This window comes from Burkholderia metallica, from assembly GCF_001718555.1.
Classification (GTDB): domain Bacteria; phylum Pseudomonadota; class Gammaproteobacteria; order Burkholderiales; family Burkholderiaceae; genus Burkholderia; species Burkholderia metallica.
Map to the genome: position 1 here is coordinate 91,702 of NZ_CP013402.1, position 20,090 is coordinate 111,791.

Here is a 20,090-nt window from a genome sequence, read left to right on the forward strand (position 1 = left end):
GCGCACGCATGAACCACGACGTGCGCGGCCTGCTCGCTTCATGGTCAGGTTCGCGGCGCGCTTGCATCGGCGCGCCGGTTCGCCGCCGTCAAACAGCGAAGATCCGGCGCTGGTAGTCGAGGATCAGCCGATCGATGTCATGGCTGGAACGCCGCGGCTGGCTTTTCGGCTCGAGCCAGAGCCATCGCATCATTCGATAGCGTGCCTCGACGCACATCAGCCACGCGTCCCAGTCCGACCAGTGGCGCAGCAACGGAATGTTGCGGATGTCCCGCAGCCCGTCGCGAATCTCGTACACGTGGAAATGCTCACTCGCGCGCGCGCTCAATTCATCGAACGCGCGTGCGGCTTGCTGCGGATCGGGGTACATGAAATCGTGGATCTCGATGATGACGTGGCTACCGGCGAGTTGTTCCAGTAGCGCACTGTCGAACAGCTCGAACTCCGCGCCCTCGATATCGCACAGAATGACCCGCTCGGCCGGTGCGCCGCCGTGCTCCGACAGGATCGCCGGCAGGTTGCGATCGGCCTGGCCATAGACGGCAACCCGGTCCGCCAGCCCCATTTCCGCGGCCCGATGCTGGATGGCCTGGCGGCGCGGCTCGTCCATTTCGAAACACAGGCTGCGCCCGAACACGTTGTTCCGCACCAGGCCGATGCCGAAAATCCCGTCGGCCGCGCCCAGGTCGATCAGTACCTTCCCGGGCGAGCCGAGCGCTTCCAGAATCGCGCAAACGGCGATCTCGTAGGTGCCGAGCAGGTAGCCGCCGACGGCGACCTCCGCCCATTGACTGACGCCGACGGGATACCCGCGAAGGATGCCGTACTGGACCACCGAGCCGGTCTGTTCACGCAGCAACTGCGACAGATAGTGCAGACGAAGATTCGCGGCCTGAATCGAGCTTTGGTTGAAGTATTGCGCGTGGTCCATTTTTCTCGTTCTCTCGGGTGAGGAAGCGCGTCGGAAAATGCGGCTATCGGAACGTTGGAAAATGCGCCGCAGGTTGATTTGGACAACAATATAGCGTGCTTGCGGGGTAGCGGCCCGAACCGGGCAAGCGAAAATTTCGTCGCAACGAATCGACGAGGTCGATGCCGTGAGGCGCCGTCGCGTCGCTGGCCGGCTCGGCTTCCATGATAGATTCCCGGGGCACATGATTCGCACGTACATCGCGCAAGCACGTCGGCGCTGCCGGACGCTGAAACACACGGCAACGGCGCCGCTTGTCGCTAGGATCGGTGGAGACACGCACGCAGGCCCTGCCCCATTCCGAACGCAACTTCTCCGGGAATCCGGTAGCCCGGGGCGTCTTCCGGGACGCGACACATGCCGTTTTCCCGGGAAAGCCGTCCAGGTCCTCGATCGGTCCGGAGAGTCGAAGACTCCTTCCCCAAGAGCCCACACATGAAACTTCACCAGCTCCGCGCGCTCGTGGCCGTCGCCCGCTCGGGCAGCATTCACGAGGCGGCGCGCACCCTGCATCTCACGCAGCCGGCCGTCACGCGTTCGCTGCGCGATCTCGAGGACGAACTCGGGCTGATGCTGATCGCGCGCAGTTCGTCGGGCGTGACGCTCACCGATGCGGGGCACGCGATGCTGCGGCGGGCCGAGCTGGTCGTCAACGAGGTGGCGCGCACCGAGGAGGAAATGGCGCAGTTGCGCGAGAACCGGCAGGGCCGGCTCGCGATCGGGATGACGCCGCTTGCGGGCATCACGGTGCTGCCGGCCGCGTACAACCGTTTTCGCCGCGCGATGCCCGACGTCCAGCTCGAATTCGTCGAGGGCAGCCCCTCGCAGCTGGTCGAGCAGTTGAAGAACGGCGCGCTCGACTTCGCGCTGGGCGCGGGCGCGGATGCGCAGGATTTCACGTCCGTGCGCTGCCAGCATCTCGACACGTTTCCGATGTGGTTCGCGGTGAGCCGCAAGGGCAAGCTCGCCGGTGCGACGTCGCTCGCCGATCTGCAGGATGCGGAGTGGCTGCATACGGGGCCCTCCGCCGAATTCCGCGCGTTTCTCGCCGAGTTGTTCGCACAGGCCGGCCTGCCGGTGCCGCGCCGCGTGACGCGTTGCGCGTCGCAAACCCTGTTTTACGCGCTCGCCGTCAACAGCGACGTGGTGACGGCGTGGACCCAGCTTGCACTGCGCGGCGACGCGTCCGACACGCTGAAGACGCTCGATCTCGTCGGGCAGCCGCCCGCACGCCATCTCTATCTGCTGTTCCGCGACAGCGCGGTGCTCACGTCGTCGGCCGAATACTTCGTCCAGTGCATCGACGAAGCCGTGCAGGCCGAGCGTGCGCATGCGGGCGGAACGAAGCGCGGCACGCGTTCGCGCGCGCCGCGCGCGTGACGCGCCGGCCTACGGCGCGACGCGCGACAGCGGCACCGCTTCGTCGCGCAGCTTCACGGCGTCGCGGCCCGGCGCATCGCCGAACAGGCGCGCGTATTCGCGGCTGAACTGCGACGCGCTCACATAGCCGACCCGGCGGCACGCCTGCCGCGCATCGATTGCCGACACGCACATCAGGCGGCGCGCCTCCTGCAGCCGCAGCATCTTCTGGCATTGCAACGGACTCATCGACGTGACCGCACGGAAGTGATGATGGAAAGTCGACGGGCTCATGTCCACCTGTCGCGCAAGCGATTCGACCGTTATCGGATCGACGTAGTGATCGCGAATCCACGCGACGGCGCGCGAGATGCGCTGCGTCGTCGAATCGGCGTGGCCGACCTGCGCGACACGCGCACCCGACGGGCCGCGCAGCAGCCGGATGATGATTTCGTCGACGATCAGCGGCGCGAGCAGGTCGAGGTCGTCGGGTTGGGCGATCAGTTGCATCAGCCGGACGAACGCGTCGACGATTTCAGCCGGTGCGTCGTGCGTGTCGAGGGCGCCGCAGTCGACGGCCTTCGGCAGCCCGAGCGGAAACACGCGTGGGGTGAGTGCCGCGATACGCGCCGGATCGAGTGCCAGGTGTGCATACAGGAACGGCTCGGCCGGGCTCGCGCGCGTTACGCGGCCGGTGACGGGCAGGTCGGCGGTCGCCACCAGCATCCGCGAGGCGTCGATCACGTGGACGCCGTCGCCGACCCGTATCGACTTCGCGCCTTGCCCGACGATGCCGACGCACGCAGGGTGCACGCCATGGTTCCAGTGCGGCGGCGACGTGCAGGCGCGCGCGACGCGCAGCCCGCGCACCGGCAGCTCGAACGTGCCGTCGTGCGGCGCATAGGCGGCGATCAACGCGGCGAGCGTGGCCGTAGGCGGCCGGCGATCCAGATCGGGCGTGATGCGCGGTAGCGGCGGCGTTCGAGCGTCGGTTTCCATATTGCGTGAGCGGATGGCGGAATGATCGGTGCGGAGCGCGCGGCTGGGCAATCCAGCAGCGACACCTGCACGGCGGTCACATCGTACGGCCAGTCGCCCGCCGGTGATTGCCTAAACCTGTCGGAAATTAGCCCGATCATCCGGATCTCCACGGCCGGCGACGGCATCACCGGTCGTCGCGCGGTGTGCAGCGCACAAATTCGGAAATTAAGGCAAAACAATCGCAGGATCGGGCAAGCCAATCTCCGGCGGTTTTCATACCATTGCACCAGCTGAAGGAAACGTGTTCCAGCGGGTCGGGACGATGCGGGCAGGAACGCCGGATGGCCGGTGGATACCGCCGGTGTCGCCGATGTGAACCGCTGGAAAAGAATCAGGACTGCTATTCGAATATTCATGCATCGGGCCAGCCGAGGCCGGCTTGCGTCCGTTGCATGCCGGCACGCGTTCCGCGCGAGCGTGCCGACCGACCCGGCGTGGCCGGCGTCGGCGCCGCCGCATTGGCCGGGTCGTCGCGCGTCGGTCGCGATATGGCGACGGGTGCGCGCATCAGGGCAGTCGGCCGCGCAGGGGAATCCGGACAAATGGACCAACTTCAATCGATTCGGGCATTCGTGACAGTGGCAAGGGAAGGCGGATTTCGCCGGGCGGCGACGCGGTTGCGCGTGTCGACGGCGATGGCGAGCCGGCTGGTCGATGCGCTCGAGACGCGCCTGGGCGCGCGCCTGCTTCAACGCAGCACCTGCCACCAGTCGCTGACGGAAATCGGCGAGCTGTATCTCGCGCGCGTCGAGCGGATTCTCGGAGCGATCGACGAGATCGACGGTCGTGTCGTCGCGATGGGCAGCAAGCCGGAAGGCGCGTTGCGCGTCGCCGCCCCGGTCGCGTTCGGGCTCAGCCAGTTGAGCACGTTGCTCGATCGCTTCGTGAACCGGTTCCGTGACGTGCGGCCGACCGTGACGCTGACCGATGCCCATGTCGACCTGACATCGGAAGACATCGACGTCGCGTTCCTCACCGACGGCATGCCGGTAACAGGGGCGCATGCGCTGCACACGCTGGCCGTATACGAATCGTTGCGCGTCGCGGCGCCGGGCTATGTCGACGCGCACGGCGGCGCCGCTGCGTCGGGCGACTGGCCGGACATCACGGCGGTGCGGCTCGATCCGCCGGCAGCGGGCGACGACGATGCGATTGCGCTCCGACCGGATGCGGCGCCCGGCGGCAGCCCGGGCGTCGGCCATCTCGAGATGGCGCGGCGGCTGGCCGTGGCCGGCATGGGCGCCGCGGTGCTGCCCGCGTATCTCGTCGACGCCGACCTGGCGGCCGGCACGCTCGTGCGCGTCGCACCGGTGCGCCCGCTCGCGCCCGTCACGCTGAAGCTCGCGTATGCGCGCACTGCCCATCTGCCGGCCGCCGCGCGGGCATTCATCGAATTCGCCGGCGCCGCATTCCGGCCCGCGAGCTAGCGGCGCGGTCGGCCGTCGCGGTAACGCGTGCCCTTCGCGGCCGCGGGCTCGCGGTTCTTTTTCCGTGGAAGCAGTTCGACGAACGAACGCTCCGCAGGGCGCAACGCACGCCCGCCATACGCGACCGCATCCGCGGCAAACGGTAAGCGACAGCATTCCGGCCGCGCGTGCAGGTCTCGAGGAGATCTGGTGATTCCCATTGAAGTCGTCTATTTGTGAGAGGTCGCTCCATGCGCGTCGAACGGGTTCCATACCGCTTAATCACTGCTGCAACGGCTGCCGTTTTCCTGGCCGCGTGCGGGAAAAAAGAATCGGCGCCGCCGCCGCAAACGCCGGAAGTCGGCATCGTCACCGTTCAGCCGCAGGCCGTGCCCGCGGTGACCGAACTGCCGGGTCGCACCAGTGCGTTCCTCGTCGCGCAGGTGCGTGCGCGGGTCGACGGCATCGTGCTGCGTCGTGAATTCACCGAAGGCACCGACGTCAAGGCCGGTCAACGCCTGTACAAGATCGATCCGGCGCCGTACATCGCCGCGCTGAACAGCGCGAAGGCGACGCTCGCGAAGGCGCAGGCGAACCTCGTCACGCAGAACGCACTGGTCGCGCGCTACAAGGTGCTGGTGGCCGCGAACGCGGTCAGCAAGCAGGACTACGACAACGCGGTGGCCACGCAAGGGCAGGCCGCGGCGGACGTCGCGGCCGGCAAGGCAGCGGTCGATACCGCGCAGATCAACCTTGGCTATACCGATGTCGTCTCGCCTGTTTCGGGCCGCGTCGGCATTTCGCAGGTAACGCCGGGCGCATACGTGCAGGCGAGCCAGGCGACGCTGATGTCGACCGTGCAGCAGCTCGATCCGGTGTACGTCGACCTCACGCAGTCGAGCCTCGAAGGGCTGAAGCTGCGTCAGGACGTGCAGAGCGGCAAGCTGAAGACGAGCGGCCCGGGCGCGGCGAAGGTGTCGCTGATCCTGGAAGACGGCAAGACCTATTCGGAGGCGGGCAAGCTGCAGTTCTCGGACGTGACGGTCGACCAGACCACCGGTTCGGTGACGATCCGCGCGCTCTTCCCGAACCCGGGCCGCGTGCTGCTGCCGGGGATGTTCGTGCGCGCACGGATCGAGGAAGGCGTGAACGAGAACGCGTTCCTGGTGCCGCAGATCGGCGTCACGCACGACCAGAAGGGGCAGGCGATCGCACTGGTCGTGAACGCGGCCAACAAGGTCGAGACGCGTCCGTTGACGACGGCGGGCACGTACGGCCAGGACTGGATCGTCGAAGGTGGTCTGCAAGCGGGCGATCACGTGATCGTGCAGGGCGTCGACAAGGTGCGCCCCGGTGCGACCGTGAAGACCGTCGCCGCGCAGCTCGCACCGGCACCGGACGCTGCGTCCGCCACATCGGCCAGCGCCGCGAATGCGTCCGGCGCCGCGCCGGCGAGCACCGCCGCTCATGCTGCCGCGCGTTCGACCGCCGCGTCGGCCGCGCAATAACGAGGAGTCCGTTTCATGGCCAAGTTCTTCATCGATCGCCCGATCTTCGCGTGGGTGATCGCGATCGTGCTGATGCTGGCCGGCATCGCATCGATCTTCAAGATGCCGATCGCGCAGTATCCGACGATCGCCCCGCCGACGATCCAGATCCAGGCGAACTATCCGGGCGCTTCCGCGAAGACGGTGGAAGACACGGTGACGCAGGTGATCGAGCAGCAGATGAGCGGCCTCGACAACTTCCTGTACATGTCGTCGACGAGCGACGACTCGGGCAACGCGACGATCACGCTGACCTTCGCGCCGGGCACGAATCCGGACGTCGCGCAGGTGCAGGTGCAGAACAAGCTGTCGCTCGCGACGCCGAATCTGCCGCAGGTCGTGCAGCAGCTCGGCATGCAGGTCACGAAGTCGAGCAGCAACTGGCTGATGTGGTTCGCGTTCAACTCCGAGGACGGCAGCATGTCGAAGGAGGACCTGACGAACTACGTGGCGTCGCACGTGCTCGATCCGCTCAGCCGCGTGAACGGCGTCGGCCAGACGCTGCTGCTCGGTTCGCAGTTCTCGATGCGCATCTGGCTCGACCCGGTCAAGCTGACCAACTACAGCCTCACGCCGGTCGACGTCAGCGCCGCGATCAGCGCGCAGAACGTGCAGATCGCGGGCGGCCAGATCGGCGGCACGCCGGCGAAGCCGGGCACGATGCTGCAGGCGACGATTACCGAATCGACGCTGCTGCGCACGCCCGAGCAGTTCGGCAACATCCTGTTGAAGGTCAACCAGGACGGCTCGCAGGTGCGACTGAAGGATGTCGGTCGCGCGGCGCTGGGTTCGGAGAACTACACGTTCGACACGAAGTACATGGGGCAGCCGACGGCCGGCCTCGGCATCCAGCTCGCGACCGGTGCAAACGCGCTGGCCACCGCGACCGCGTTGCGGGCCAAGATCCAGGAGCTGTCGAAGTACTTCCCGCACGGCCTCGTCGTCCACTATCCGTACGACACGACGCCGTTCGTGCGCCTGTCGATCGAGGAAGTGGTCAAGACGCTGATCGAAGGGATCGTGCTCGTGTTCCTCGTGATGTACCTGTTCCTGCAGAACCTGCGAGCGACGATCATCCCGACGATCGCGGTGCCGGTCGTGTTGCTCGGCACGTTCGCGATCATGGGCTTGGCCGGCTTTTCGATCAACACGCTGTCGATGTTCGGTCTCGTGCTCGCGATCGGCCTGCTGGTCGACGACGCGATCGTGGTGGTGGAGAACGTCGAACGCGTGATGGCCGAAGAGGGGCTGTCGCCGAAGGAGGCGACCCGCAAGGCGATGGGGCAGATCACCGGCGCGCTCGTCGGCGTGGCGCTCGTGCTGTCGGCGGTGTTCGTGCCGGTGGCGTTCTCCGGCGGTTCGGTCGGCGCGATCTATCGTCAGTTCTCGCTGACGATCGTGTCGGCGATGGTGCTGTCGGTGCTCGTCGCGTTGATTCTGACGCCGGCCCTGTGCGCGACGATCCTCAAGCCGATCCCGCAAGGGCATCACGAGGAGAAGAAGGGCTTCTTCGGCTGGTTCAACCGCACGTTCGACCGCAGCCGCGATCGCTACACGGGCGGCGTGAACCACGTGATCCGCCGCTCGGGCCGCTGGCTCGTGATCTACCTGGCCGTGTTCGTCGCGGTCGGCGTGATGTTCGCGCGCCTGCCGAAGTCGTTCCTGCCCGACGAGGACCAGGGCTACATGTTCATGATCGTGCAGACGCCGTCCGGCTCGACGCAGGAAACGACCGGCAAGACGCTCGACAACATCAACACGTACCTGACCACCGCCGAGAAGGATGTGGTCGACTCGGTGTTCACGGTCAACGGCTTCAGCTTCGCGGGCCGCGGCCAGAACGCGGGCCTCGTGTTCGTCAAGCTGAAGCCGTACGAGCAGCGCCAGCGTGCGGACCAGAAGGTTCAGGCGTTGATCGGCCGAACCTTCGCGCATTACTCGCAGTACAAGGATGCGATGGTGATCCCGTTCAACCCGCCGTCGATTCCCGAACTCGGTACGGCTGCCGGCTTCGACTTCGAGCTGACGGACAACGCCGGTCTCGGCCACGAAGCGTTGATGGCCGCGCGTGGCCAACTGCTCGGAATGGCCGCGAAGGATCCCGCGCTGGCGCTCGTGCGTCCGAACGGCCTGAACGACACGCCGCAGTACAAGGTCGACATCGATCGCGAGAAGGCGAACGCGCTCGGCGTCACGGCCGCCGCGATCGACCAGACGTTCTCGATCGCGTGGGCGTCGCAGTACGTGAACAACTTCCTGGATACCGACGGCCGGATCAAGAAGGTGTACGTGCAGTCGGATGCGCCGTTCCGGATGACGCCGGAAGACATGAACATCTGGTACGTGCGCAACAGCGCGGGCGGGATGGTGCCGTTCAGCGCATTCGCGACCGGTCACTGGAGCTATGGGTCGCCGAAGCTCGAGCGCTACAACGGCGTGTCGTCGATCGAGATCCAGGGCCAGGCCGCCGAGGGCAAGTCGACCGGCCAGGCGATGGCCGCGATGGAAGCGCTCGCGAGCAAGCTGCCGGAAGGGATCGGCTATTCGTGGACGGGCCTGTCGTTCCAGGAAATCCAGTCCGGCTCGCAGGCGCCGATCCTGTATGCGATCTCGATCCTCGTCGTGTTCCTGTGTCTCGCGGCGCTGTATGAAAGCTGGTCGATCCCGTTCTCGGTGATCATGGTGGTGCCGCTCGGCGTGGTCGGTGCGCTGCTCGCGACGATGCTGCGCGGCCTCGAGAACGACGTGTTCTTCCAGGTCGGCCTGCTGACGACGGTGGGCTTGTCCGCGAAGAACGCGATCCTGATCGTGGAGTTCGCGCGCGAGTTGCAGGCGAGCGGGAACATGGGGCCGGTTCGCGCGGCGATCGAGGCGGCGCGCCTGCGGCTGCGTCCGATCCTGATGACGTCGCTCGCGTTCATTCTCGGCGTGATGCCGCTTGCGATCAGCAACGGCGCGGGTTCGGCCAGCCAGCACGCAATCGGTACGGGCGTGATCGGCGGGATGATCACGGCGACGTTCCTCGCGATTTTCATGATCCCGATGTTCTTCGTGCGGGTTCGCGCGATCTTCAGCGGCGAGACGGAAAACGTTGACGACGCATGGCGTCTCGTGCAGGGCGATCTGCAGCGCGGTCACGACGACGCACACGATTCGAAGGGGCAGTAACGATGCAAAAACACGCTTTGACCGCTACCGCGGCCGCACTGGCAGCCGCGCTGTTCGCCGCGGGCTGCACGATGGCGCCGCATTACAGGCGGCCCGACGCGCCCGTCGCGCAGGCGTACCCGGCCGGCGGCGTCTACGCGACGCAGCCGGGTGCGGCCGGCGCGCGCAGCGCGAACGGGCAAGCTGCGACCGCCATCGGCTGGCGCGAGTTCTTCGTCGATCCGCGCCTGCAGCGGCTGATCGAGATCGCGCTGAAAAACAACCGCGACCTGCGCGTGTCGGTGCTGAACATCGAGGCGGCGCGCGCGCAGTACCAGATCACGCGCGCGGGGCTGTTCCCGACGCTCGACGCGACGGGCACCGGCAACCGCGAGCGCCTGCCGAATGCACTGACGGTGGCGCCGGGCCGCAACATCACGACGACCTACAACGTCGGGCTTTCGGCGTCGTGGGAGCTCGACCTGTTCGGCCGCGTGCAGAGCCTTAAGGATCAGGCACTCGCGCAGTACCTGTCGACCGCGTATGCGCGGCAGGCGTCGGAGATCTCGCTGGTGTCGCAGGTGGCCGACCAGTACCTGACGCTGCTGTCGACCGACGATCTGCTGAAGATCACCGAGAATACGCTGAAGACGGCGCAGGACTCGTACAACCTGACGAAGCTGCAGTTCGACAACGGCACCGGCTCTGAACTCGAGCTGCGCCAGGCGCAGACGGTCGTCGAGACGGCGCTTGCAAACCAGCAGGCACAGGCGCGAGCCCGCGCGCAGGCGTTGAACGCGCTGGTGCTGCTGATCGGCGAACCGCTGCCGGACGATCTGCCGCCGGGCATGCCGCTCGACGCGCAGAACCTGCTGGCGGACGTGCCGGCCGGCCTTCCGTCGGATCTGCTCACGCGCCGTCCGGACGTGATGCAGGCCGAGCAGACGCTGCTGGCCGCGAACGCGAACATCGGTGCAGCGCGTGCGGCGTTCTTCCCGAAGATTTCGCTGACGGCAGCATTCGGCACCGCGAGCCCGACGCTCGGCGGTCTGTTCAAGGCAGGTACGGCGGCATGGTCGTTCGCACCGAACATCGCGCTGCCGATTTTCGAGGGCGGCTCGAACATCGCGAACCTCGATCTTGCACACGTGCAGAAGCGCATCGAGATCGCGAACTACGAGAAGGCGATCCAGTCGGCATTCCGCGAAGTGTCGGACGGTCTGGCCGCACGCGGGACGTACGACCAGCAGATCGCGGCGCTCGAGCGCAACGAGCACGCGCAACAGAGGCGCTTCGACCTGTCGGACCTGCGTTACAAGAACGGTGTCGACAGTTACCTGTCGGTGCTGACCGCGCAGACGGATCTGTATTCGGCGCAGCAGTCGCTGATCAGCGCGCGTCTCGCACGCTGGACGAACCTGGTCGATCTGTACCGCGCACTGGGCGGCGGGTGGATCGAGCGGGCCGGCGAAGCGCCGCGCGCGCCGGATGCGCCGGTCGACTACGACAAGGCGGCCGCACCGGCGCCTGCGTCGGCAGCCGCGACGAACGGGTAAGCGCAAGGAAGGCAGGCGCGGCTTATTGCGCCTGTTTTTCGAACCGGCTGTATGCGGAAGCGAAAACGCCACGGATGGAAGTCCGTGGCGTTTCTTTTTGGTTCTTCGTTGAAAGCGGTGGAGGGTTTGAGCATGCTTGCGTATGTGCGGGACGCTATGCGGAACCGATACGGCGAATGGCGTCTTGCAACGCATCGCCGACGAAGGGTCCGGGCCGGCCTCGGAGGTCGGTTCAAAAACCTTGCTTAGTGCGCCTGAAGCTGTTCCAGCAGACGAGCGAGCAGCCAGGTTCCAGGAATGCTTCGTGAATGTCCGCACGTCGCTCGAAGCGTGTGCGCAGACGGCGAAAATTGCGGAGCCGGGAGTACGGATGTTCGACCACTCGACGATACTTGCCGAGCCCGCGTCCGTGCGCGGTCTGGCAGCTGCGCTGCGCGATCACGGCCCTGATGCCGCGCTCGCGCAGCGCACGTCGGTATCGTGGGCGCTACGCGCTTTCTTTTGGCCGGGTACCTGGCGTGGCGGCAGAAGCCGCTACGCCTTTTTGCGCAGCCTGCGCAGCCGCCCGCGTGGAAAGCGGCGTGACGTTACCCCTGCTTTTCCCAGAGCGTCCGGCCGAAGAACGTGAGCGTGCGATCCCACGCCGTTTGCGACCACACCGGATCGAACTGCGTGCCGGCGATGCGGCCGGGGCCGACGGCCGTTTCGTTCGCGAACGCATGATGTGCGAGATAGCGATGGAATTCGAAACCGACCTTCGCATCGGTCAGCTTCTTCTCGAGCGCATCGACCTGGTCGATCGCGAAGAACGCATCCTGTGTGCCCCAGTGGCCCATCAGCGGCACCTTGAGCTTTGCCGCGTCGAGGTAGTCGAGCGGCGGGAAGCCGTACCAGGTGACGCCTGCGTCCGCATCGGCGAACTGCAGCGACAGCAGCGTGAGTGCGCCGCCCATGCAGAAGCCCGTCACCGCGACACGCGACGCGAGCGTCTTCAGATACGTGACGGCGCCCGGAATGTCCTGCGACGCCGCGTCGCCGAAATCGAGCCCGGTCATCAGGTGGTGCGCTTCCTCTTCCTCGACCGTCGACTTGCCGCGATACAGGTCGGGTACCAGCGCGAAGTAGCCACAGCGTGCGAGGCGATCCGCGACGCCGCGGATCTGGTCGTTCAGCCCCCACCATTCCTGGATGACGACGACCGCGGGCGCGCCCTCGGTCTTTGCCGGCGTGGCGAGATAGCCCTGCAGTTCCTGGCCGTCCGGGCGTCGAAACGTGATCATGGAACCGGATGTTTGAGACATGAAACCGCTCCTTTTCGAAAAATGCGATGAGTGCGGCATCGGGGCCGGCCTGCGGGCGCGGCGACGATCGGACATGCCGGACGTCGTGGTTCCGCTCGCGTTCGTGTCGGCCGGCGCCGACCACGCGGCCATTCTATGCGCAAACTCCGGCCGCCGGCATGAGCGGCTCGGCGCAACACGTCGTTCTCAACGCCGTGTCTGGCGACGGGCATGATTCGCTCGGGGAGTAGATGCTCGAAAAGCAACACCCCGCCCCGATGAACGGGAGCGGGGTGTCGTGCAGACCGTGTGCGTAGCGGGGGAATACGCGGGCACAGGCTCGGGTGACGGGCGCTTACTGGCCGAAATACACGGAGTCGCGGCCTTCCTGCTTGATCGCGATCGCACGGCCGGTGCGCACGCCGGCGGCGGCTTGCGCGCCGTAGCCGGTTTCATCGGCGTTCGTCGCGCGGGCCTGCGCGGTCTGCAGCGCTCGCGGGTAGTACGGGTCGGAGACCTCGGGCTTGTAGCCGGCCTGTTCGAGCTGGACGAGTTCCGCGCGTACCTGGGCACGCGTCAACTGGCCCGACGGGTTCGATTGTGCGAATGCGCCGTACGAGGCGGACAGGGCGGTTGCGGCGACGACAGCGTAGATGAACGACTTCATGGTGACCTCCGGTTTCATTGATTTCGCGCTTCGCTCGTTGCGTTCAGCGGTTGATTGCATCGTAGCGATCACGTTACCGGTCGGAAATACGCGTTCCAGTGAATGATTATTGCAACTGGGTAAACGATCCGGGCCGACGAATGTTTCGTCTGATGATTGCGGTGCGGTCCCGGGTTTGACGAGAACCTCGGAAGAGGCTTCGAGTGGGCGATGTCGTCGATCGCCTCGGCGGCTGAGCATCGACCAATTGAATCGGAATCCGAAGTATTTTCGGCGGCGGCGATCGGCGTCGTTCGAGCCGGGTCGTGCATTCACTTCAGTGCGACGCTACTCGGCCGGAACCGCCTGCCGTTTTCGGTATTCGGCCGGTGTGATGCCGACGTGCCGGGTGAACGACCGCCTGAGCGTATCGACGTTCGCGAAGCCGCATTTCGCCGCGACCTGTTTCGGCGTGTCGTGGCCGTTTTCGAGCAATTGACGGGCGGCCGAGATGCGGGTCGCCTCGACCCATGCGGCCGGCGTCATGCCGACTTCCGCGCGGAACAGCCGTGCGAAGTGGCGCGGGCTCATGCCTGCGTGCTTCGCCAGCTCCGCCACCGAATGCTCGAGTTCCGGATTCGCCGCGATCCAGCGCTGGACCTCCTGCAGCACCGAACGTCCGGCGGGGCGCGCCTCGCCCTTGCGGCTGAACTGGAGTTGCCCGCCCGGGCGCTTGAAGAACATGACGAGTTGCGCGGCGACGCGTCGCGCGATCTCGCGGCCGAGATCTTCCTCGACCAGCGCGAGCGCGAGATCGAGCCCGGCCGTGACGCCGGCACCGGTGCGCAGCTTGCCGTCGCGCACGTACAGCGCGTCCGCGTCGACGGCGAGCGACGGATAGGCTTCGGCAAGCGCGTCGGCGGCAGCCCAGTGCGTGGTCAGGTGGCGCCCTTTCAGCAGGCCGGTGGCCGCGAGGATGAACGCGCCGGTGCAGATCGAACCGTAGCGCTTGCTCTGTACGGCCGCCGCTCGCAGCCACGCGAGGACGTCGGTGCGCAGTGCGATCCGGTCGGCATTCGGCGCGCCGGCGACCAGCAGCGTGTCGATGCGCTCGGGAATGTCGGGAACGATCCAGTCCGGCAGCAGTTGCGCGCCGGACGAACTGCGGATCGGGCCGGACTCGCTCGCGATGAGCCGCAACGTGTAGAACGGCTTCCCGTATTCGGCGTTCGCTTGCGCGAAGACGTCGAGCGGGGCGGAGACATCGAGTAGTTGAACGCCCGGAACGGCGAAGATTCCCACGACCTTCGGCATGATCGATTGCGTGTGGTGTCGAACGTGACGAGCAGTATAGAGGCGCCGGTAATGTATCGAGCATGAGGCGATGCTTCTTCCCGGCGCTTATTTTTCGGCACGTGCCCCCGTGTCCGTCCGTCACGCAAAATGGCAGGATTTGACGCAATACGTCTATTGATGACAGCTATCGCACTCCGGAGAATTAACGGTGTTTTCAATGGAGGTCGATCATGACTGAGAATGTTGCAGGCATCACCCTTCCGGATAGCCAACTGACGCGTGAAATCACCGAACTCGTTCGCGATACCGCGTCTCCGTTGCTGTTCCATCATTCGAGCCGCGTCTTCTATTTCGCGGCGCTCGCAGGCCGGCGACGCGGACTCGAATACGATCCCGAGCTGCTCTACTGCGGTTGCATGTTCCACGACATGGGGCTGACGCACGTGCACAGCAGTGCGTGCGAGCGTTTCGAAGTGGACGGCGCGAACGCCGCCCGCGATTTCCTGAAGGACAAGGGCATCTCGCAGCAGGATATGGACGTCGTATGGACTTCGATCGCGCTGCATACCACGCCGGGCATCCCGCAGTACATGCATCCGGTGATCGCGCTCGTCACGGCGGGTGTCGAGATGGATGTGCTCGGCCTGACGTATCCGGAATACAGCGACGCCGAACGCGAGGCCGTCGTTCGCGCGCATCCGCGTACGCCGCACTTCAAGGAGGACATCATCCAGGCGTTCTACGACGGGATCAGGCACAAGCCGCACACGACGTTCGGCAACGTGAAGGCCGACGTGCTCGCGGACAAGGATCCGCATTTCCATGCAGGCAATTTCTGCAGCGTGATTCGATCGTCCGCGTGGAGCGGTTGACTGGTTTCGGGAGGGTGCACGATCCGGGGTGGTGAGTGGAGATCGTGCGAGAAACATGAAAGGGGTGCAGGTTATTCAGGAGTGCGATTGTATTTGATCAATTGCACGATCGACTGGCGCCGTCGCCAGGCAAGCGGGGCGGACTGGTGGCGTGCTGTTGGCCACATGGCCAGCGGAAAGGTAGTCGTTTATGGGGTGAGATCCATTGCGCGATCAGATTTTCAACCGAGACGAGTGTCCGATGGCTTCCGCGCTTCACGACGTATCCGACGGCCCCTGTATCGGCATGTGTTCGACACTGTTCAACGATGTCTGCAAAGGGTGGGGCCGAACGACCGACGAAGTTGCGGACCGAACGTTCATGAACGACGACGAGAAACGCGCGATAGGGAAACATATCCGGCGCGAAGGCGCGGCGATGCGTTTCCGTCGCGACGGACGGTGATTCACCAGACACCGCGTCCCTCATGTTGAGCACTGAAATTGCCGAGTATCTTCTGCCGCGATCGAGCCACTCAACCCTAGCCTGGAAGCCGGGTTGGCGAAGTAAGAACAAAAGAAACCGATAGCTAAAGTTGTTACGTGACAACCATACGACACCCGCCTGACTTTATATACTGAACAACCCCATCCCGCCACCGAGGCGAATCGTCGATTCGCGACCCCAGCACATCGCCACCAGATAGCAGGGGGCCCTCCGCCCCCCGCCTTCAGAATTGCCCCCTGACACCCATTCCGAGCCCGCCCGCGATCTCCCCCGCGTCTTCCTGGCAAAACGCCTATAATGATTGGGCAAATTGCCGGGAGAGGTCATGAGCACCATTGCTTTCCATCCTTCGGGCGTCGCGCATCCGCGTCAGGCCGAATTCACGATTCTCGAACAGTTGCTGGCGATCCGCGTCCGCTCGGGCGCCGATCTTGCCGAACTGGCGAGCGCGCGCGTCGACGTGTCGGTGATCGACCGGCTGTCCGAGCGCGGGCTGAAATCCGACGAGCTGGCCTTCATCATTCCGCGCCGTACGCTGAGCCATCGTCGCCAGGCGCACGAACGCCTGTCGCCGGAGGAATCCGACAAGGCGATCCGTCTCGCCCGCATCGTCGCGCAGGCGACGGCCACGTTCGGCGACCAGGACAAGGCGATGGCGTGGCTGCGCAACGGGCTCCAGCGCTTCGGCGGCCGCACGTCGCTCGACATGGCGAGCACCGAGCATGGCGCGCGGCTCGTCGAGGAAGCCCTCACGCAGATCGACGAGGGGTACTTCGCTTGACGACGCTGTGGCGGATCAGCAATTTCGCCGACCTGAAAGGCGTCGGCGGATTGCGCGCCGGCGGGCGCTGGCATTTTGCCGGGCAGCCCGTCGTGTATCTCGCCGAACATCCGGCGCTCGCGCTGCTCGAGACGCTCGTCCATTTCGAAATCGCCACGGTCGCGCAACTGCCGAGCGGCTACCAGCTGCTTCGCATCGAGGTAGCCGAATCGGTCGATATCGCCGAAATCGCGGAGGGCGACGCGCCGGACGACTGGCGCACCAACGTCGACTGGACCCGCAGCGCCGGCACCGAGTGGCTGCACACGCAGCCGAGCGCACTGTTGCGCGTGCCGAGCGTCGTCGTGCCGCATGCGCACAATTTCCTGCTGAACCCGCTGCATCCGGCCGCTTCCGATATCCATATCGTCGAAGTCATGCAATCGCCGTACGACACCCGGATTCTGCGGCTGGTCCAGTCGAAGCCCGCCGAGTAGGGAAGCGGCGCGACGAAGCCCGCGCCCGGCGCGGGTTCAGCGCTCGTGTGCGGCGCGATCCGCGGCCGCATCGGGCGGCAGCGTCTGCCGGATGCGCGTGACCGTTCGCGTACTGACGAGCCCGAGCATCGCACTGACGTCGGCATGCGTGTGCCCGGCAAGCAACTGGCGGCGAGCATACGTGTTGCGCAGCACGCGCGGACTCAGGTCCGTCGCATGGAAGCCGATCGCGGTCAGTGCGTGGCGCACCACGAGCAGCAGGAACATGTCGTTCATCGCGCCACCGCCGCGCGGCGCCGGAAACAGCAACGCGGATGCCGGCGTGCCCGCGGAGCGCGCGCGCCAGACGGCGAGCGGCGCCAGCGCGAATTCGGCGAGCGCGATCCGGCGCGCCGGCCGGGCGCGATTACGCGGCACGGCCAGCGCGGGCGGCCGCGCATCGAGATCGGGCGCGTCGTGGGTCGTCGCGCGTATCTCGGCCGACGTGATGCCGCTCGCGAGCAGCAGCGCGACGATCGCGCGATCCCGGCAGTCGGCCGGCGCGTCGCCCGGCCGAGGCTGCACATGGCGCTGCAGCGCCGCGTCGGCATCGGGCGGCAGGTAGCACGGCTCGGGCTCGCCGTCCGGCCACGCGAGATCGCGTGTCGTCCGGCCGGCCGGGTGGATCGTGCGCACGCCCGCTTCGACCAAGTGGCGGCCCAGCCGGTCGATCAGCTTCGCATAGCGCACGCGGGTGGACGTGCCGGGCGCGCAGGTGCGCTCGAGCTCCGCCAGGAAGGCCGCGACGTGATCGGGGCCGAACGTGGCCAGCGACACGCGGTGTTCGCTCAGATGGCGCAGGAACCGTTCGAACATCGCGACGTGCTGCACGATCGATCGCGGCGCGAACGGGCGGCGGTCGGCGCCGGTCGCGGCGGTTTCCTGCCATGCGCGAAAGGCGTCGACGGGGTCGTGAATCCAGCGATTCGTGTCCATGCCCGATTTATAGCCGGCCGCGCACGCTTCGGCAATCGTCCGGATGGCCAACGGGCCGGCCGGCCCGATGCAAGCGGTGCGTCAGTGCGCGGTACGCACGTCGTCGATGCCGTCGTTGTTCATCGTCAGGTAGACGAGCACGAGCAACAGCGTGATGAAGAAGCGGAACGCGTCCGGCACCCCGTTCCATTGCTTCGACATCCACATGCCGAACCATTCGCCGCCGACCGACATGAACGCGACCTGCCACGTGAGGAAGCCGAGCGTCAGGCCCGCGATCGCATACGCCTTGGCCGCGCGGAAGGCGGTGTCGCCGGCACGCCGCGCACGCAGCACGCGGATGCCGCCGATCCAGCACAGCACGGCCGTCAGCGTTTCCATCGAGATGATGCCGATATAGCCGGCGTGATGCACCCACGTCGTGCCGATCGCGCGATACATGATGCCGTTGCCGGGGAAGGTCGTATCCATCAGGAACACGTGGTGCACGAACGCGAAATTCGTCGCGTAGTCGGTGATGTTGCCGAACGCGACGAGCGAAGCGAAAAATGCCATGGCAAGGACCATGGCTGCCTTGGACAGACGAATAATCATATTGGACTCCGAAATGAACGGGCAGGCGAAAGCGCGACCGCGCGGCGATGCGCCGGCGTTCGGGGCGATACCTGTGTGAGCGTGTCCGGCGGGGCCGGCGATTGGCGTGCGTGGCACGGCGGCGCGGAGATCGGGACTGGAAAACCTGAAGCCGGGGCGGCGTCGAGGAGACGCACGCGCCGGCTGGATCGAGTGCCCGCGCCAGGAGGGAGCGGCGATTGTCGGTCGAACCGCGGGTGTCGTCAAGCGGGGCCGCGTGCGCGTGCTGCGCTGCCGGCCGTCGCCGTCATGCGTCGCGCGAAGGCGCGGCTGACGCCGACGTTCCCACCTGCCCGCTCAGCCGTGCCAGTGCGGCGAACGCCAGTTGCGTCGCGATGGCCGCGAGCGTGCCGGCTGCCATGCCGTTGCCGAGCACGATCTGCACCGGCGTGCCGAAATGGCGATACAGGTTCGGCACGAGGATCGGCGCAAGGCCGACGACCAGTGCGGCCGCGAGCGTGTATTGGTTGGCGCGCGCGTGAAGGTCGACGCCGGCGAGCAGCCGGATGCCCATCACGCCGATCATCGCGAACACGACCAGCGCGGTGCCGCCGACCACGGCGGCCGGAATCGCATAGGCGAGCCGCGCGAGCGGCGCGAACAGCGCGATGACGATCAGGATCGCACCGGCGGCAGCCGTCACGTAGCGCGAGCGCACGCCGGTCGTCTGCACGACGCCGATATTCTCGGCGCTGGTCACGATCAGCGGCGTGCCGAACAGCGCGCCGGCCAGCGATGCGAGCGCATCGCCGCGTATCGTCTTCGGCGCGTCGCGCGACAGCGAGACCGGCTTGCCGCACGTTTCGCCCACGGCGACCGTCTGCGCGGTGGCTTCGGCCATCGAGATCGCGGTAAAGATCAGCAGCGGCAGCGCGGCCAGCACGTCGAAGCGCGGCATCCCGAACGGCAGCCATACCGGATGCGTGAACAGCGGGCCGCGCCATACGTCGGCGAGCGCCGGCATCGCGCCCAGCGCCCAGCCGAGCGTCGCGCCGGCCGTCAGGCCGATCAGCACCGCGAGGCGCCCGAGCGTACCGCGGAACGCCCCTGCGACGGCGACCGTGGCGACGATCGTCGCGAGCGCGAGGCCGAGCGCACGCGGCTGCGCGAAGTCGGCCGAACCGGGCTGGCCGACGACGATCGTCGCGTAGATCCGGATCAGGTTGACCGACACGAGCAGCAGCATCGCGCCGATCACGATGCGCGGAAAGAGCCGCAGGCAGCGCGTGAAGACGGGCAGCAGCACCCAGTAGAACGCGCTGGCGAGCAGCGCCGCGCCGGCCGCGGTCGGCAGGCCCGATTGCGCGGCGATGCCGGCGAACAGCATCGTCGGTGCACCGCCAGGCACCATCACGAACGGCATGCGCGCACCGATCGGGCCGGCGCCGAGCGATTGCAGCAACGTGCCGATGCCGCAGGCGAAGAACGTCGCGCCGATCAGCTGGACCGTCAGGTCTGCCGGCAGCACGAGCATTTTTGCGATCAGGAACACGGCCGTGATCGGGGACGCGGCCATCGACAGCACGTGCTGCAGCCCGAACAGCACGAGCTGCCACGCGGGCAGCCGTGCATCGACGGGTGTGGGGATCGGATCGTGCGACACGGCAGCCCCTTCGGA

The 20,090-nt window shown here is 66.5% G+C and carries 18 protein-coding genes and 1 pseudogene; 10 read left to right on the plus strand and 9 right to left on the minus strand.

Annotated features, from left to right (window positions below; translation table 11 throughout):
* Positions 1–88: 88 nt before the first annotated feature.
* Positions 89–931 carry an FkbM family methyltransferase gene (locus WJ16_RS16405; RefSeq protein ID WP_069258157.1) on the minus strand — a complete coding sequence of 281 codons (843 nt, stop codon included), beginning with the start codon at positions 929–931 and terminating at the stop codon, positions 89–91.
* Between the two features lie 474 nt (positions 932–1,405).
* Here WJ16_RS16405 and WJ16_RS16410 point away from each other — a divergent pair, with 474 nt between their 5' ends.
* Positions 1,406–2,350, plus strand: coding sequence for a LysR family transcriptional regulator (locus tag WJ16_RS16410; protein ID WP_069258158.1), 945 nt, complete (start codon positions 1,406–1,408; stop codon positions 2,348–2,350).
* Positions 2,351–2,359: 9 nt separating this feature from the next.
* Here the strand turns inward: WJ16_RS16410 and WJ16_RS16415 are convergent, their stop codons facing one another.
* Positions 2,360–3,328 (minus strand): AraC family transcriptional regulator, encoded by a 969-nt coding sequence (locus tag WJ16_RS16415; protein ID WP_069258159.1) that lies wholly within the window; start codon positions 3,326–3,328, stop codon positions 2,360–2,362.
* A gap of 584 nt (positions 3,329–3,912) precedes the next feature.
* Here WJ16_RS16415 and WJ16_RS16420 point away from each other — a divergent pair.
* From WJ16_RS16420 to WJ16_RS16435, 4 genes are all read left to right on the plus strand, one after another.
* Positions 3,913–4,797: a LysR family transcriptional regulator gene (locus tag WJ16_RS16420; RefSeq protein WP_069258160.1), complete on the plus strand. Its 885-nt coding sequence runs from the start codon at positions 3,913–3,915 to the stop codon at positions 4,795–4,797.
* A gap of 230 nt (positions 4,798–5,027) precedes the next feature.
* Complete coding sequence (locus WJ16_RS16425) at positions 5,028–6,284, plus strand: efflux RND transporter periplasmic adaptor subunit (RefSeq protein ID WP_069258161.1); 1,257 nt, start codon at positions 5,028–5,030, stop codon at positions 6,282–6,284.
* A 15-nt stretch (positions 6,285–6,299) separates the two neighbouring features.
* Positions 6,300–9,491 (plus strand): efflux RND transporter permease subunit, encoded by a 3,192-nt coding sequence (locus WJ16_RS16430; RefSeq protein ID WP_069258162.1) that lies wholly within the window; start codon positions 6,300–6,302, stop codon positions 9,489–9,491.
* A gap of 2 nt (positions 9,492–9,493) precedes the next feature.
* On the plus strand, positions 9,494–11,026 hold the full coding sequence (locus WJ16_RS16435) for an efflux transporter outer membrane subunit (RefSeq protein ID WP_069258163.1): 1,533 nt from the start codon (positions 9,494–9,496) through the stop codon (positions 11,024–11,026).
* A gap of 232 nt (positions 11,027–11,258) precedes the next feature.
* Here the strand turns inward: WJ16_RS16435 and WJ16_RS33375 are convergent.
* A pseudogene (locus WJ16_RS33375) lies at positions 11,259–11,507 on the minus strand (IS5/IS1182 family transposase); the annotation flags it as partial.
* 106 nt (positions 11,508–11,613) lie between these two features.
* Positions 11,614–12,327, minus strand: a complete 714-nt coding sequence (locus WJ16_RS16440) for a dienelactone hydrolase family protein (protein WP_069258164.1) — start codon at positions 12,325–12,327, stop codon at positions 11,614–11,616.
* Between WJ16_RS16440 and WJ16_RS34830 the strand changes: the two genes are divergently transcribed.
* Positions 12,326–12,541, plus strand: a complete 216-nt coding sequence (locus tag WJ16_RS34830; RefSeq protein ID WP_157126785.1) for a hypothetical protein — start codon at positions 12,326–12,328, stop codon at positions 12,539–12,541. The genes WJ16_RS16440 and WJ16_RS34830 overlap by 2 nt on opposite strands.
* Positions 12,542–12,661: 120 nt before the next feature.
* Here WJ16_RS34830 and WJ16_RS16445 read toward each other — a convergent pair whose 3' ends face one another.
* Both WJ16_RS16445 and WJ16_RS16450 read right to left on the minus strand, forming a co-directional pair.
* A complete protein-coding gene (locus WJ16_RS16445) occupies positions 12,662–12,973 on the minus strand; it encodes a DUF4148 domain-containing protein (RefSeq protein WP_069258165.1) in 312 nt (103 codons plus the stop codon).
* A 327-nt stretch (positions 12,974–13,300) separates the two neighbouring features.
* The gene (locus WJ16_RS16450; RefSeq protein WP_069258166.1) at positions 13,301–14,266 is read right to left on the minus strand and encodes a GlxA family transcriptional regulator; all 966 of its coding nucleotides are present in this window, start codon (positions 14,264–14,266) and stop codon (positions 13,301–13,303) included.
* 212 nt (positions 14,267–14,478) lie between these two features.
* Here WJ16_RS16450 and WJ16_RS16455 point away from each other — a divergent pair, with 212 nt between their 5' ends.
* The 4 genes from WJ16_RS16455 (at position 14,479) to WJ16_RS16465 (ending at position 16,864) form a co-directional block, all read left to right on the plus strand.
* On the plus strand, positions 14,479–15,120 hold the full coding sequence (locus WJ16_RS16455; protein WP_069258167.1) for an HD domain-containing protein: 642 nt from the start codon (positions 14,479–14,481) through the stop codon (positions 15,118–15,120).
* A gap of 241 nt (positions 15,121–15,361) precedes the next feature.
* Entirely contained in the window at positions 15,362–15,565 is a 204-nt protein-coding gene (locus tag WJ16_RS33380) for a DUF1289 domain-containing protein (RefSeq protein WP_076605959.1), read from the plus strand.
* A 367-nt stretch (positions 15,566–15,932) separates the two neighbouring features.
* A complete protein-coding gene (parS, locus tag WJ16_RS16460; protein WP_006480981.1) occupies positions 15,933–16,388 on the plus strand; it encodes a type II RES/Xre toxin-antitoxin system antitoxin in 456 nt (151 codons plus the stop codon).
* The gene (locus tag WJ16_RS16465) at positions 16,385–16,864 is read left to right on the plus strand and encodes an RES family NAD+ phosphorylase (protein ID WP_069258168.1); all 480 of its coding nucleotides are present in this window, start codon (positions 16,385–16,387) and stop codon (positions 16,862–16,864) included. The genes parS and WJ16_RS16465 overlap by 4 nt, the downstream gene beginning before the upstream one ends.
* Before the next feature lie 36 nt (positions 16,865–16,900).
* Here the strand turns inward: WJ16_RS16465 and WJ16_RS16470 are convergent, their stop codons facing one another.
* The 3 genes from WJ16_RS16470 to WJ16_RS16480 form a co-directional block, all read right to left on the minus strand.
* Entirely contained in the window at positions 16,901–17,839 is a 939-nt protein-coding gene (locus WJ16_RS16470; RefSeq protein WP_069258750.1) for a tyrosine-type recombinase/integrase, read from the minus strand.
* Positions 17,840–17,920: 81 nt separating this feature from the next.
* On the minus strand, positions 17,921–18,433 hold the full coding sequence (locus WJ16_RS16475) for a DUF2165 family protein (RefSeq protein ID WP_069258169.1): 513 nt from the start codon (positions 18,431–18,433) through the stop codon (positions 17,921–17,923).
* 286 nt (positions 18,434–18,719) lie between these two features.
* Positions 18,720–20,075, minus strand: coding sequence for a uracil-xanthine permease family protein (locus WJ16_RS16480; RefSeq protein WP_069258170.1), 1,356 nt, complete (start codon positions 20,073–20,075; stop codon positions 18,720–18,722).
* Positions 20,076–20,090: the final 15 nt, after the last annotated feature.

What these genes read in the sequence shown, in the direction of transcription:
- WJ16_RS16405 (WP_069258157.1), bottom strand. Translation starts at nt 931, where the DNA reads ATGGACCACGCGCAATACTTCAACCAAAGCTCGATTCAGGCCGCGAAT.
- WJ16_RS16410 (WP_069258158.1), top strand. Translation starts at nt 1,406, where the DNA reads ATGAAACTTCACCAGCTCCGCGCGCTCGTGGCCGTCGCCCGCTCGGGC.
- WJ16_RS16415 (WP_069258159.1), bottom strand. Translation starts at nt 3,328, where the DNA reads ATGGAAACCGACGCTCGAACGCCGCCGCTACCGCGCATCACGCCCGAT.
- WJ16_RS16420 (WP_069258160.1), top strand. Translation starts at nt 3,913, where the DNA reads ATGGACCAACTTCAATCGATTCGGGCATTCGTGACAGTGGCAAGGGAA.
- WJ16_RS16425 (WP_069258161.1), top strand. Translation starts at nt 5,028, where the DNA reads ATGCGCGTCGAACGGGTTCCATACCGCTTAATCACTGCTGCAACGGCT.
- WJ16_RS16430 (WP_069258162.1), top strand. Translation starts at nt 6,300, where the DNA reads ATGGCCAAGTTCTTCATCGATCGCCCGATCTTCGCGTGGGTGATCGCG.
- WJ16_RS16435 (WP_069258163.1), top strand. Translation starts at nt 9,494, where the DNA reads ATGCAAAAACACGCTTTGACCGCTACCGCGGCCGCACTGGCAGCCGCG.
- WJ16_RS34830 (WP_157126785.1), top strand. Translation starts at nt 12,326, where the DNA reads ATGAAACCGCTCCTTTTCGAAAAATGCGATGAGTGCGGCATCGGGGCC.
- WJ16_RS16440 (WP_069258164.1), bottom strand. Translation starts at nt 12,327, where the DNA reads ATGTCTCAAACATCCGGTTCCATGATCACGTTTCGACGCCCGGACGGC.
- WJ16_RS16445 (WP_069258165.1), bottom strand. Translation starts at nt 12,973, where the DNA reads ATGAAGTCGTTCATCTACGCTGTCGTCGCCGCAACCGCCCTGTCCGCC.
- WJ16_RS16450 (WP_069258166.1), bottom strand. Translation starts at nt 14,266, where the DNA reads ATGCCGAAGGTCGTGGGAATCTTCGCCGTTCCGGGCGTTCAACTACTC.
- WJ16_RS16455 (WP_069258167.1), top strand. Translation starts at nt 14,479, where the DNA reads ATGACTGAGAATGTTGCAGGCATCACCCTTCCGGATAGCCAACTGACG.
- WJ16_RS33380 (WP_076605959.1), top strand. Translation starts at nt 15,362, where the DNA reads ATGGCTTCCGCGCTTCACGACGTATCCGACGGCCCCTGTATCGGCATG.
- parS (WP_006480981.1), top strand. Translation starts at nt 15,933, where the DNA reads ATGAGCACCATTGCTTTCCATCCTTCGGGCGTCGCGCATCCGCGTCAG.
- WJ16_RS16470 (WP_069258750.1), bottom strand. Translation starts at nt 17,839, where the DNA reads ATGGACACGAATCGCTGGATTCACGACCCCGTCGACGCCTTTCGCGCA.
- WJ16_RS16475 (WP_069258169.1), bottom strand. Translation starts at nt 18,433, where the DNA reads ATGATTATTCGTCTGTCCAAGGCAGCCATGGTCCTTGCCATGGCATTT.